Source organism: Neorhizobium sp. SHOUNA12A, from assembly GCF_023006505.1.
Classification (GTDB): domain Bacteria; phylum Pseudomonadota; class Alphaproteobacteria; order Rhizobiales; family Rhizobiaceae; genus Neorhizobium.
This window is the reverse complement of record NZ_JALBGV010000006.1, coordinates 103,275-116,222: the sequence shown is the minus strand read 5'-3', so window position 1 is coordinate 116,222 and position 12,948 is coordinate 103,275. Positions and strand designations below refer to the sequence as shown.

14 protein-coding genes are annotated in these 12,948 nt (G+C 62.2%); 3 read left to right on the top strand and 11 right to left on the bottom strand.

What is annotated here, in order from left to right:
• Positions 1–16 precede the first annotated feature (16 nt).
• From MOV63_RS04970 to ribH, 4 genes are all read right to left on the bottom strand, one after another.
• Positions 17–2,158: a sodium-translocating pyrophosphatase gene (locus MOV63_RS04970; RefSeq protein WP_247032105.1), complete on the bottom strand. Its 2,142-nt coding sequence runs from the start codon at positions 2,156–2,158 to the stop codon at positions 17–19.
• A gap of 219 nt (positions 2,159–2,377) precedes the next feature.
• Positions 2,378–3,601 (bottom strand): MFS transporter, encoded by a 1,224-nt coding sequence (locus MOV63_RS04965; RefSeq protein ID WP_247032103.1) that lies wholly within the window; start codon positions 3,599–3,601, stop codon positions 2,378–2,380.
• Between the two features lie 31 nt (positions 3,602–3,632).
• Positions 3,633–4,112 carry a transcription antitermination factor NusB gene (nusB, locus tag MOV63_RS04960; protein ID WP_038593118.1) on the bottom strand — a complete coding sequence of 160 codons (480 nt, stop codon included), beginning with the start codon at positions 4,110–4,112 and terminating at the stop codon, positions 3,633–3,635.
• A 3-nt stretch (positions 4,113–4,115) separates the two neighbouring features.
• Complete coding sequence (gene ribH, locus MOV63_RS04955; protein WP_247032101.1) at positions 4,116–4,574, bottom strand: 6,7-dimethyl-8-ribityllumazine synthase; 459 nt, start codon at positions 4,572–4,574, stop codon at positions 4,116–4,118.
• Between the two features lie 207 nt (positions 4,575–4,781).
• On the opposite strand from ribH, the gene MOV63_RS04950 reads away from it, so the two are divergent.
• Positions 4,782–5,303, top strand: a complete 522-nt coding sequence (locus tag MOV63_RS04950; RefSeq protein ID WP_247032099.1) for a GNAT family N-acetyltransferase — start codon at positions 4,782–4,784, stop codon at positions 5,301–5,303.
• 14 nt (positions 5,304–5,317) lie between these two features.
• Here the strand turns inward: MOV63_RS04950 and MOV63_RS04945 are convergent, their stop codons facing one another.
• From MOV63_RS04945 to MOV63_RS04925, 5 genes are all read right to left on the bottom strand, one after another.
• Positions 5,318–5,932, bottom strand: a complete 615-nt coding sequence (locus tag MOV63_RS04945) for a riboflavin synthase (RefSeq protein ID WP_247032097.1) — start codon at positions 5,930–5,932, stop codon at positions 5,318–5,320.
• A complete protein-coding gene (gene ribD, locus MOV63_RS04940; protein WP_247032095.1) occupies positions 5,932–7,236 on the bottom strand; it encodes a bifunctional diaminohydroxyphosphoribosylaminopyrimidine deaminase/5-amino-6-(5-phosphoribosylamino)uracil reductase RibD in 1,305 nt (434 codons plus the stop codon). Before ribD ends, MOV63_RS04945 begins: the two co-directional genes overlap by 1 nt.
• Before the next feature lie 2 nt (positions 7,237–7,238).
• Positions 7,239–7,718 (bottom strand): transcriptional regulator NrdR, encoded by a 480-nt coding sequence (gene nrdR, locus MOV63_RS04935; protein ID WP_007771094.1) that lies wholly within the window; start codon positions 7,716–7,718, stop codon positions 7,239–7,241.
• Between the two features lie 62 nt (positions 7,719–7,780).
• Positions 7,781–9,070: a serine hydroxymethyltransferase gene (gene glyA, locus MOV63_RS04930; protein WP_038541848.1), complete on the bottom strand. Its 1,290-nt coding sequence runs from the start codon at positions 9,068–9,070 to the stop codon at positions 7,781–7,783.
• A gap of 177 nt (positions 9,071–9,247) precedes the next feature.
• Positions 9,248–10,579 carry a murein L,D-transpeptidase gene (locus tag MOV63_RS04925; RefSeq protein ID WP_038593113.1) on the bottom strand — a complete coding sequence of 444 codons (1,332 nt, stop codon included), beginning with the start codon at positions 10,577–10,579 and terminating at the stop codon, positions 9,248–9,250.
• A gap of 421 nt (positions 10,580–11,000) precedes the next feature.
• Here MOV63_RS04925 and MOV63_RS04920 point away from each other — a divergent pair, with 421 nt between their 5' ends.
• Both MOV63_RS04920 and MOV63_RS04915 read left to right on the top strand, forming a co-directional pair.
• Positions 11,001–11,222, top strand: coding sequence for a hypothetical protein (locus tag MOV63_RS04920; protein ID WP_105402967.1), 222 nt, complete (start codon positions 11,001–11,003; stop codon positions 11,220–11,222).
• A 122-nt stretch (positions 11,223–11,344) separates the two neighbouring features.
• The gene (locus tag MOV63_RS04915; RefSeq protein WP_038541845.1) at positions 11,345–11,581 is read left to right on the top strand and encodes a hypothetical protein; all 237 of its coding nucleotides are present in this window, start codon (positions 11,345–11,347) and stop codon (positions 11,579–11,581) included.
• Between the two features lie 125 nt (positions 11,582–11,706).
• Here MOV63_RS04915 and ldtR read toward each other — a convergent pair whose 3' ends face one another.
• A complete protein-coding gene (ldtR, locus tag MOV63_RS04910) occupies positions 11,707–12,222 on the bottom strand; it encodes a transcriptional regulator LdtR (RefSeq protein ID WP_247032143.1) in 516 nt (171 codons plus the stop codon).
• A gap of 233 nt (positions 12,223–12,455) precedes the next feature.
• Positions 12,456–12,893 (bottom strand): DUF6163 family protein, encoded by a 438-nt coding sequence (locus MOV63_RS04905; RefSeq protein ID WP_038585526.1) that lies wholly within the window; start codon positions 12,891–12,893, stop codon positions 12,456–12,458.
• Positions 12,894–12,948 lie beyond the last annotated feature (55 nt).

Genomic DNA, 12,948 nt, shown 5'->3' with positions numbered 1-12,948 from the left:
TGGCTTGGTTCAGAGATCAGCCGGCAAGCACTGCCAAAAGCAGAAGCGCCACGATATTGGTGATCTTGATCGCCGGGTTGACGGCCGGGCCCGCCGTATCCTTGTAGGGATCGCCGACGGTATCGCCGGTAACGGATGCTTTATGAGCTTCCGAACCCTTCATGTGGCGAACGCCGTCCTTGTCGACGAAACCGTCCTCGAAGCTCTTCTTGGCATTGTCCCAGGCGCCGCCGCCCGAGGTCATGGAGATCGCCACGAACAGGCCGTTGACGATAACGCCGAGCAGCGATGCCCCGAGGGCAGCAAAGGCAGAAGCCTTGTCGCCGCCGGAGATCAGCAGAACGCCGAAATAGACGACAATCGGCGCCAGAACCGGCAACAGAGACGGAATGATCATCTCGCGAATCGCAGCCCGGGTCAGGATGTCGACGGCGCGGCCATAATCCGGCTTTTCAGTCCCCGCCATGATGCCCGGCTTTTCGCGGAACTGCTTGCGCACTTCCTCGACGATCGAGCCCGCGGCGCGGCCGACGGCGGTCATCGCGATGCCGCCGAACAGGTAGGGGATCAGGCCGCCGAAGATCAGGCCGGCAACGACATAAGGGTTGGAGAGGCTGAAGGAGATTTCGCCGATGCCCTGGAAGTATGGATATTGGGCGGGGTTGGCGGCGAAATATTGCAGGTCGTTGGAATAGGCGGCGAAGAGCACCAGCGCGCCGAGGCCGGCAGAACCGATCGCATAACCCTTGGTGACGGCCTTGGTCGTATTGCCCACCGCATCGAGCGCGTCCGTCGACTTGCGCACTTCCGGCGGCAGGTGCGCCATTTCGGCGATGCCGCCGGCATTGTCGGTGACCGGACCGAAAGCGTCGAGCGCCACGATCATGCCGGCCAGGCCGAGCATGGTGGTGACGGCGATGCCGGTGCCGAACAGGCCGGCGAACTGGTAGGTGGCGATGATGCCGCCGACGATGACGATCGCCGGAAGGGCGGTCGATTCGAGCGAGACCGCAAGGCCCTGGATAACGTTGGTGCCATGGCCGGTCACCGAGGCCTGGGCGATCGAGTTCACCGGGCGCTTGTTGGTGCCGGTGTAGTATTCGGTGATGACGACGATCAGCGCCGTCACGGCCAGACCGAGAAGGCCGCAGATGAAGAGGTTCGTACCGGTGATCGGCTTGCCGGCGACGGTGCCGATCGTGCCCCAGCCGATGGTGATCGAAGTGGCGATGGCGAGACCGACGATCGACAGCAGACCGGTGACGATGAGGCCCTTGTAGAGCGCGCCCATGATCGAACCGTTGGAGCCGAGCTTGACGAAGAAGGTGCCGATGATCGAGGTGATGATGCAGGCGCCGCAGATCGCCAGCGGGTAGACCATGACGGTTGCGAGGATCGGCGCTCCGGCGAAGAAGATTGCCGCAAGCACCATGGTGGCGACGACGGAGACCGCATAGGTTTCGAAGAGGTCGGCGGCCATGCCGGCGCAGTCGCCGACGTTGTCGCCGACGTTATCGGCAATCGTCGCCGGATTGCGTGGATCGTCTTCCGGAATGCCGGCTTCCACCTTGCCGACGAGATCGCCGCCGACGTCGGCGCCCTTGGTGAAGATACCGCCGCCGAGACGGGCGAAGATCGAGATCAGCGAAGCGCCGAAGCCGAGCGAGACGAGCGCGTCGATGACTTCACGCGAGCCGGTCGGATGGCCGAGGCCGGCGGTCAGAATCCAATAATAAATCGAGACGCCGAGGAGAGCGAGGCCTGCTACCAGCATGCCGGTGATGGCGCCGGATTTGAAAGCGATGTCGAGACCGGCCGCAAGGCTTTGGGAAGAAGCTTGCGCCGTGCGCACGTTAGCGCGGACCGAGACGTGCATGCCGATGAAGCCGGCAGCGCCCGAAAGCACGGCGCCGATGACGAAGCCGACCGCAGCGGTGCCGGACAACAGAACCCAGGCAAGGATCGTCACGACGACGCCGACAATGGCAATGGTCATGTATTGACGCATCAGATAGGCCTGTGCGCCTTCACGGATATATCCGGCGATCTCCTGCATGCGGATACTGCCCTGATCGGCAGCAAGCACGGAACGCGTCGCCCAGACGGCATAAATGATCGATAGCAACCCGCACACGATCACACCCAGAATTACAGTCATTCGCTTTTCCTCTCCCTTAGCGCCGGGTGGTCCATACCCTCCGGCCGTGCACCCCTGCAGCGGCGCACATCCACGGGATGAGCAAGGTCCGCCGCAATACTCCATAGTGCGCATTCCCGCGCAGCCGACCGCTCCCCTCCCAAGGAATCCGGGATCGCCTGCGCGGACGGGAGATTGCGGTGGAGATGAATTGGCGTCAAGCCCCGAAGGGACAAGACTCTAGGCGGATTTCACGGAAGAGCGTTTGAACATCAGCGCCAACACCAGACCGAGGCAGACGATCGTGACCGGCCAGATGATCAGATTCATGAAGGACCAGCCATAGGCGGTGAACACCTTGCCCGAGGAGAAAGAGGAGAGCGCGACGGTGGTGAACAGGATGATATCGTGAAAACCCTGCACCTTGTCCGCCTCGTGCGGGCGGTAGCTGGAGGCGACGATCGCGGTCGAGCCGATGAAGGCGAAATTCCAGCCGATGCCGAGCAGCACCAGCGCGCCCCAGAAGTTCCAGAGCTCGATGCCCATATGGGCGATCACGGCGCACCCCATCAGGATCACCAGCCCGGCGGCGACGATCTTTTCGACGCCGAAGCGGGAAATCAGCATGCCGGTGAAAAAGCTCGGCGCGAACATGGCGAGCACATGCCACTGGATGCCGAGGGTGGCCATTTCCGACGGGAAACCGCAGCCGATCACCATGGCAAGCGGCGCGCCGGTCATCATGAAGGTCATCAGCGCGTAGGAGGAGATGCCGCAGATCATGCCGGTCAGGAACCGCTGGGTGACGACGATCTCGCCGAGCGGGCGTGCAGGTACCGAAGCAGTCTGGCCGCCGCTCAACTGCGGCAATTTCAGCGGCGACAGCATCACCAGCGCAATCAGATAGAGCGGAATGACGGCCACGAAGGCGCCGGCGAACAGCACCGGCGACAGCAGGTCCTTGGTCCAGATCGCAAGCTGCGGTCCGAGAACCGCCGAGACGATGCCGGCCGCGAGAATCCACGAGATCGCCTTCGGCTTGTAGAACGAAGGCGAAGCATCGGCTGCAGCAAAGCGGATCTTCTGGGTGAAGCCGTTGCAGAGACCGATCATCAGCAGGCCGGTCGCAAAGAGCCAGAAGTTGGCATGGAAGAGCGCGATCGCCGCGGTCGCGGCACCGAGCGCTCCGAGGACTGAGCCCAGCATGAAGCTCGTCTTGCGGCCGAGGAACCGCGAAGCGATGGCAACCGCGATAGCGCCCGCCGCCATGCCGATATTGAAACCGGTCAGCGGCGCGGTCGCCAGCGACTTGTCGTCGCCGAGCAACTGGTACCCGACGAGGCCGCCAAGCGCGAAGACCAGAGGTGGCGCCGAACCGAGGACCGCCTGGGCCCCGGCCAGCAGGGCGACACTGCGCCGGGCGGTGCTCATCTGCGTCTGAAGACCGTTCACCGCACCGTCCATGCCTGTCCCATCCCGAGTTGTTTTTAGTTTGTTATTTCTTGGTTTCGCCACGCACCTGCTTGGCGATGCGGTCAAGGACAGCGTTGACGATGCGCGGTTCTTCCTCGCCGAAGAAGGCGTGAGCGATCTCGACATATTCGGTGACGATGACGGCCACCGGCACGTCCTTGCGCTCGAGTATCTCGAACGTACCCGCACGCAGGATGGCGCGCAGCGTCGAATCAAGCCGCGACAGCGGCCAGTCTTCCTGCAGCGAGGCGCGGATCAAGGGGTCAATCTTCACCTGATCGCGCACGACGCCGGCAACGATCGAGCGGAACCAGGAGGCGTCGGCCTTCAGATAGGTGTCGCCGTCGAGTTCCTGGCCGAGGCGGTGCGCCTCATATTCGGCCACGACCTCCAGCACGCCGGTCCCGCCGACATCCATCTGGTAGAGCGCCTGCACGGCCGCCAGGCGGGCGGCGCCACGCTGGTTTGCCGGCTTGACCGGGTGTTCGCCTTCCTTGGCCATCAATCAACCACCGTTCAGCTTGTCACGCAGCGCGATCATGGTCAGCGCTGCACGGGCGGCAAAGCCGCCCTTGTCCTTGTCCGAACGGCGGGCACGTGCCCATGCCTGTTCGTCGTTCTCGACGGTGAGGATGCCGTTGCCGATCGCAAGCGATTCCGACACGGCGAGGTCCATCAGCGCACGGGAGGATTCGTTCGAGACGATGTCGAAATGGTAGGTCTCGCCGCGGATAACCATGCCGAGTGCGACGAAACCGTCGTAATCGGTGCCACCCTCTTCCGACGCGTCGAGCGCCATGGCGATCGCCGGCGGGATTTCGAGAGCACCCGGAACGGTGACCACGTCATAGGTCGCCCCGGCCTCCTTCAGCGCATGGGTCGCGCCGTCGAGCAGCGCATCGGACATATCGTCGTAGAAACGCGCCTCGACGACGAGGAGGTGTGGAGCGGTTTCGCGTGACATGATTCACCTTTGTTCAAATCGGCCCAGCATGAGATCGATATCGCCTTCAAAGCGGGCCGATAGTCATATGGGTCTCGGGCAGGTGGCGGTCAAAACACGCTCTGAGGGGAATGGCAAGCAATTTTCGCTGAACGCAGCGATGCGAATCGGGAATACCTGAGCGAGGCGCGATAAAGATCAGTGCCACCCCGCACCATGGAGCCCGCCATGACCACCATCCCGACCCTCGAAACCGAACGGCTGATCCTGCGTCCTCACCGGCTGGACGAATTCGAGACCTATGCGGAATTCTGGGCCGAGCCGGAGGTGGTCCGCTATATTTCCGGCATCCCTTCGTCCCGCGAAACCAGCTGGAGCCGCATGCTGCGTGTCAACGGCATGTGGCACCTGATGGGTTTCGGTTTCCTGGCGATCGAAGAAAAGGCAACCGGGCGTTTTCTCGGCGAAGCTGGTTTCCAGGACATGCGCCGCGAGTTTCAGCCCTCGATCGAGGGGACGCTCGAGACCGGCTGGGCACTCATCCCTTCCGTCCACGGCCGCGGTTACGCGACCGAGGCGGTGGGCGCGATGATCTCCTGGGGCGAGGCCCATTTTTCCGATCGCCGGATGACCTGCATCATCAACCCCGAAAACGGCGCGTCGCTGAAGGTCGCCGCGAAACTTGGCTTCCGCGAGTTCGCCCGCGCCGACTACCATGGCCCGATCGTGGTGCTGGCGCGCGAAAACTGATCGCCGAGGCGCCGTCAGCTTTTCGCCGGGAATTCCGCGAGCCGTGCTGCGTAACGCGCCATCGTGTCGACTTCGAAATTGACGAAATCGCCCGCCTTGCGATCACCCCAGGTGGTGACGGCGAGCGTGTGGCGGATCAGCAGAACGTCGAAATCGGTGCCCTCGACGGCGTTGACGGTCAGCGACGTGCCGTCCAGCGCGACCGAGCCCTTCGGAGCCACAAATCGGGCAAGCGCCTCGGGTGCGCGAAGGCGGATGCGGACCGCCTCACCTTCATATTCGATGCCGAGAATTTCCGCCTTGCCGTCCACATGGCCGGAGACGATATGGCCGCCGAGTTCGTCGCCGATCTTCAGCGCCCGCTCCAGATTGACGCGCGTGCCCTCGGTCCATTCAGCGATCGTCGTCAGCCGCAGCGCCTCTTCCCAGGCCTCGACCTCGAACCAGCGCTCGTTGCTGCCTTCGTCCGGCAGGTTTGTCACCGTCAGGCAGACGCCGCCATGGGAAATCGAGGCGCCCATGTCGATGGTTTTCGGATCGTAGTTGGTGGCGATCCTGAGCTTGACGCCTTCGTCCATGGGCGTCGTTGCCGCGACCGTGCCGACATCGGTGACAATTCCGGTGAACATCAGAAACCTCTTTCGTATTCGAAGCAGCGATCCGGCCCGAAGCTTTCCTCGCGCACGAGCTTAAATCCTGCCGGCATATCGGATGGCGTCAGCGGCGATTCAAGCCCGCCCTCGCCGACAATGCCGGCGCCCTGGAAGAGAAGGATGCGGTCGACGAGATCTGCCTCGAGGAATGTCTTTGCGATGGTTGCGCCGCCCTCGACCAGAAGCGAGGACATGCCGCGAACCGCAAGGATCGCCAGGAGGATGTCGAGTTCGGTGCTCTCCATGATCTCGACGCCGGCGGATTGGAGGGCCGCGGCCTTCGAGGTCAGATCACCTTTGGCGATGGAGCGCGGAGCAGCACCCCCCTCTGCCCTGCCGGGCATCTCCCCCTCAAGGGGGGAGATCGGCAAGGAGCCTGCACCCTGCGCAATTCCAGGCGGCTCCTCTGCCGCCCCGATATCGGAGCTTGAATGGGACGGATGAGCCTGCCGCTGATCGATCTCCCCCCCTGAGGGGGAGATGCCCGGCAGGGCAGAGGGGGGTGTCGCCCCAGTCTCCAAGGAAGAAGGCGCCGCCACGACAATCACCGGCACGTCCCGCGCACTCTTCACCAGCTTGGAATCCAGCGGCAGTTCGAGCCGCCGGTCGAGCACGATGCGCACCGGAGAGCGTTTCTCCAGCCCCGAAATACGCACCGTCAGCTCCGGATCATCCGACAGCACCGTGCCTATGCCGACAAGAATCGCATCGGCCTCGGCCCGCAAGCGGTGTACTTCCGCCCGCGCCTCGGGGCCGGTGATCGACACTTCCTCGCCGCGGCGGCCGAGCATGCCGTCGGCGGAAACTGCAAGCTTCAGAGTCACATGCGGGCGGCCCTTCGTCTGGCGGGTGAGGTAGGCGGCGAGCGCCCGGCGCCCCTCGTCCTCCATCAGGCCGGTTTCCACGACAATCCCGGCATCGCGCAGAATGGCGATCCCACGGCCGGAAACGCGCGGATCGGGATCGGTCAACGAGATGACGACACGGGCGACGCCCGCCTCGACAAGCGCATTGGCGCAGGGCGGCGTGCGGCCGTAATGCGAGCAGGGCTCGAGCGTGACATAGGCGGTCGCTCCCCTCGCCTTCTCTCCGGCGATATCGAGCGCCTGGGTTTCCGCATGCGGCCGCCCGCCTGGTGCGGTGACGGCAGAGCCGACCACCTCGCCGTCCTTGACGATCACGCAGCCGACCGAAGGATTGGTGCCTGTCTGACCGGTATGAAGGCGCGACAGGCGCAGCGCCGACGCCATGAACCACCGGTCTTCGGCAGCGCTCGTCATGGCTACGGCTCGATGCCGGGATCGCGGGCGATCTTGGCGTTGATCTCCTGGATCACCTTTTCGAAATCCTCCGCATGGGAGAAATCGCGATAGACAGAGGCGTAGCGCACGAAGGCGACGTCATCGAGGCTTTTCAATGCTTCCAGCACCTGCAGCCCGATCTCTTCCGACGAAATCTCGTTCTCGCCCGAGCTCTCGAGTCGACGCACGATGCCGGAAACCGCCCGCTCGATGCGGTCGTTGTCGACCGGCCGCTTGCGCAGCGCGATCTGGAAGGATCGCACCAGCTTGTTGCGGTCGAACGGCACCTTGCGGCCGGTCTTCTTGGTGACCATCAGTTCGCGAAGCTGCACACGCTCGAACGTCGTGAAGCGGCCGCCGCAATCCGGGCAGATACGCCGCCGGCGGATAGAGGTGTAATCCTCGGCCGGACGACTATCCTTGACCTGCGTGTCTTCCGAACCGCAATAGGGGCAGCGCATCGCCTCTCCTTAGGCTTGCAAGAGGGACCGCGAGATGCGGCCCCCATTGGTACCAGTTGGGATCACATATACGGATACATGGGGAAGCGGCCGGTGAGCGCCACGACCTTGTCGCGCACGGCGGCTTCGACGCCGGCATTGCCTTCGTCGGAATTGGCGACCTTCAGGCCGTCGAGAACCTCGATGATGAGATTGCCGATCTCCTTGAATTCCGCTTCCTTGAAACCGCGCGTCGTGCCGGCAGGCGTCCCGAGACGGATACCGGAGGTGACGAAGGGCTTTTCCGGGTCGAAGGGAATGCCGTTCTTGTTGGTGGTGATGTAGCCGCGGCCGAGTGCCGCCTCGGCGCGCTTGCCGGTGGCGTTCTTCTTGCGCAGGTCGACGAGCATCAGGTGATTGTCGGTGCCGCCGGAGACGATGTCGAGGCCGCCGGCCATCAGCGTTTCGGACAGCGCCTTGGCGTTCTTGACGATCTGCGCAGCATAGTCCTTGAAGTCCGGCTGCAGCGCTTCGCCGAAGGCGACGGCTTTGGCGGCAATGATGTGCATCAGCGGACCGCCCTGCAGGCCCGGGAAAACGGCGGAATTGAACTTCTTGGCCAGTTCTTCGTCATTGGTCAGGATGACGCCGCCGCGCGGCCCACGCAGCGACTTGTGGGTGGTGGTGGTGGCGACGTGGCAGTGCGGGAACGGCGACGGATGCTGGCCGCCGGCAACCAGACCGGCGATATGGGCCATGTCGACCATCAGATAGGCGCCGACCGAATCGGCGATCTCGCGGAAACGCTTCCAGTCCCAGATGCGGGAATAGGCGGTGCCGCCAGCGATGATCAGCTTCGGCTTGGTTTCCTCGGCCTTGCGCTGCACCTCGTCCATGTCGAGCAGGTTGTCGCCTTCGCGCACGCCGTAGGAGACGACGTTGAACCACTTGCCGGACATGTTGACCGGCGAACCGTGCGTCAGGTGGCCGCCCGAGTTGAGGTCGAGGCCCATGAAGGTATCGCCGGGCTGCAGCAGCGCGAGGAACACGGCCTGGTTCATCTGCGAGCCGGAATTCGGCTGGACGTTGACGAAATTGACGCCGAACAGCTTTTTGGCGCGCTCAATGGCGAGTTCCTCGGCGATGTCGACGAACTGGCAACCGCCGTAATAACGCTTGCCCGGATAACCTTCCGCATACTTGTTGGTCATGATCGAACCCTGCGCCTCAAGCACAGCGCGGGAAACGATGTTCTCCGAAGCGATCAGCTCGATTTCGTGGCGCTGGCGACCCAGTTCCTTCTCGATCGCGCCAAAGATTTCCGGATCGGATTCTGCGAGCGGGCGGGAGAAGAAGACGTCGGTGTTCGACATGTGCGAGGCTCCTCAAAGGGGTGGGCATTGCAATGTCGCGTCTTAGCCTTACGCCTTGCGCAGAGCAATACGGGGAACGACATTTGCTCGCCGGAAGACGCGGAGATGCTCTTAGAAAACGAAAAAGCCGCACCCTTGGCGGATGCGGCTTCTCATGGACGGAAAAAGAAGCAGATCTTATTGCGGCAGCAGATCGTCGTCGGCAGCACCGGCCGGCTTTTCTATGCCGGTGGTCGTCTGCAGCGCCAGTTCCTGGTTGCCGTCACGCTCGTAGATATCGTCGCGGAACTGCACGACACGGTCCTTTGCAGACCAGGCGGTGATGTAGACGATATAGACCGGCACTTCGACGGCAAGCTTGATCGGGTTGTTCTGGCGCGTCGAGATCACCCGCTCGATCTCCTGGCGCGACCAGCCGGTTGTGTCGCGCAGCAACCAGGTGATGAGGTCGCGGACGTTCTGAACACGCATGCAGCCGGAGGACTCAAAGCGCATCAGCTTGTTGAACAGGCCCTGCTGGGGCGTGTCGTGCATGTATTCGTTGTTCGGGTTGTGGAAGTTGATCTTCGTCGAGGCCATGGCGTTGATCTTGCCGGGATCCTGCCGGAACATCAGGTTCGGCGCCTTTGGCGCGAACCAGTCGACCGTTTCCGGCGCCACTTCGTTACCCTTGCCGTCGATCAGGCGGATGTTGTTGCGGGTGAGATAGGTCGGATCCTTGCGCATCAGCGGCACGATGTCCTTCTCGACGATCGAGCGCGGCGCAGTCCAATAGGGGTTGAGGATGACCTCGTAGATCTTCGAGTTGATGGCGTGCGTCGGACGGTCGATGCGCCCGACGACGGCATTGGTGCGCAGCGCCACGCGGTCGTTCTCCACCGCCTCGATGTAGGCGGCCGGAATATTGACCATGACGTAGCGGGAGCCGAGATCGCCGGACATGGACTGCAGGCGCACCAGGTTGGTCCCCAGCTGGCGCATGCGCACGTCGGCCGATATGTTCATCGCCTTGACGGTAAACTCGCCCATCACGCCATCGGCGGGCAGTCCGTGGCGGGCCTGAAAACGCTTCACAGCGCCGTCGACATAGCTGTCGAACGACGAAGACATACCCGCCTCGCGCGGCAGGTCGCCCGATATCATCAAACGCTGGCGCAACTGCTGCACCGAAGGATCGACGACGCCAAGACGCAGGCGCTGCTGGCCGGGATTGACCTCGGGCCAGCCGCCGTTTGCAACGATCTGCTGGTAGTCTACGATCGCCTGCTGGATGTTCGCCGGTCCGCCGGCGCCGAGCACCGGATTGTTGGAGACGACATTGACGGCGGTTCTGGATGCGGCCTTGGCGTCGAACTGGTCGTCCCAGGTTCCGCGGCGAGGCGCATTGATCAGATCATCCATCGCCGTCTGGGCGAATGCGGGCGCTGCAAGTGCGGCAACACCAGCAGAGACGGCCGTGCGAAGCAAGGCACGGCGGGAAAGAGCTTCAGATCCGATCTTCTTCGACATCATAGTACCCATCTGGTCCCGAGCAGCATCAAAGACGCCTACAGGGATATGGTTAAGAACGCGCAAAAAGTTAGCGCAGCCGCAAGGGGGCTTCGTCGTCATCGCAATGTCGTGAAAGCGCGAATTCCCGCCGGCCCGTTGCATCCAGCCGGTCCCATAGCAATATGGCCAATTCGTGTCAGGTACTTGCGCGTCACAAAGCCGTGTTGGCACGTGATTTTTTCAGGCGGCATATGCGCCACACCCTGCGAACGCAAGCGATCCCGGAACGGGCTGCGGGATCGTCGATCCGGGGCCTGCTTCTTTTACGGAACCGGCGCGGCATTCTGGACAGCAAGCCCTCGTTTGGAAACGTAAAAGCCGTAAGCCTGGGACAAGCGGATTGGCTAAAAGTCGACCGTCAAAGTGAGGAATACGAGAATTGAACTGGTACCCGATCGAAGCCCTTGAGCCTGGAAAGCTGGTCGTCCTGCATTTTCGCGATGAGACCGCCCCGCAATGCGTCGGTTATGTCGAACAGGACGGCGTCTGCGGCTGGCCGGAAAAGGTGACGGGCCGCAGACCAGACGGCTGGCTCGACCTCTCCTCGATGTTTGCGGGCATGACGACCGAGATTCGCCGGGCAGCAGCAGCTACAATGTAGGCGAGCATTCCGGCGCAAACGGACTTATCGGAACGTATTTCCGACGCCCATAGCCGAATTCGTCTATCAACCCGGCTCCCATACTGGTAGGCACCCCAAACATCACCCATTGGAGAGCTACCGTGACCCTGGACGAAAAATACCAAATTATTGTCAATGCTTTCCAGAACAACAAGTTTGGCGTCTCGCCGACCTCCACACGCGGGGCCGTCCAGAATTATTGCAAAAAGCACGGTCTCCAGGGCGAAGACTATACCGAGACCCTCGCCTCAGCGATGACTGCCGGCTTGATTGCCCAGATGGCGGATTCCGCCCTCACCATCCGAAACGCCGGCCGCGCCCTGCTCGCCCAACGATAGGCTCGATCCGGCTGAGCGGCTTGCACGCAAACAAGCGTAACGGCGCGTCTTCCGACACCCCGTTACGCTTTTGCGTAGCACCGCATGACTGGAGGTAATGGAGTGTTTCGCAAGCCCCCGGTGGATTAAAGGCGGTAGAGGATCTGGTCGTTCCAGAAGCGGTCGAGGCGCTGGAGTAGCTTGTTCATCTGAGAGAATTCGCCCTCGCCGATGCCGCCGACCTTTTCGATCGAGCCGATATGGCGCTCGTAGAGCTTGCCGACGGTTTCTGCGATCGCCTGGCCTTCCGGCGTCAGGCTGATGCGGACCGAGCGGCGGTCGATGCGCGAGCGCTGGTGGTTGATGAAGCCGAGGTCGACCAGCTTCTTGACGTTATAGGAGACGTTCGAGCCGAGATAATAACCGCGGGAGCGCAGTTCGCCGGCTGTCAGTTCCGAATTGCCGATGTTGAAAAGCAGGAGCGCCTGGACGGCGTTGACGTCGTCACGACCCTGGCGGTCGAACTCGTCCTTGATCACATCGAGAAGGCGGCGGTGGAGGCGCTCGACCAGATGCAGCGATTCCATGTAGAGGGCGCGAATGGTGTCTTCATGCGGATCTGCTACTGCCGGTGCCGTCTGCGGCTTCAGTTTCGTGTTCATCATGACTGCCTCATCCTGTTTTGTTTGGCGGTGTTTGTTTCTTCCCGCCTTGAGACAGACACTATCCAATACGCATAAAATTCGACTTAAAACATAGGCTTAACAAGCGCTTAACGCGTTCGTTCGAATTCCGGCCCGCCCTCGCCGGCCCAGGATGCTGTCATTCAGATTTAAAATAAATCAATCACTTAGCGGCGAATTTCTGGTCAATTCAGGCCGTCAAAGCTTTAATTTCAAGGTGAATCAATTCTTACCCGCTCCGCCTTGCGGCGCGCCTCGACCCATAGTGAGAGCCGAAATACGACATAGAGCGCTGCGACGAGGCCGTGCATGAGGGGCACGAGACGGTTGTGTCCGAAAATCTCCGGCCAGACGATATACATCGACACCTGCGAGATTGCAGCGATCGTCCAGAGCACAGGCCCCCAGGAAACGGTGAGCCAGAGGCCAAGCGAGGCGACTGGAAACAGCACGGCAAGCGAAGACGCCGCCACCTTCCAGGGAAGCGTCAGCAGATCGAAGCGGGCCATGCCCTTCAGCGAATAACCGACGAGCATCGCCCAATATTGCAGGCCGAACCAGAAACAGGCGATCGCGATCAGCCTGAGGAAGGCGACATAGAGAATTTCGGTCAGCGTGCGCTTCGGCACCGTGAGTGAATCGGGTTCCATGGGACTACATTAGCCGCCACGGTCGCCGCCCGCCAGTACCAGCCCGTCGTCCGCA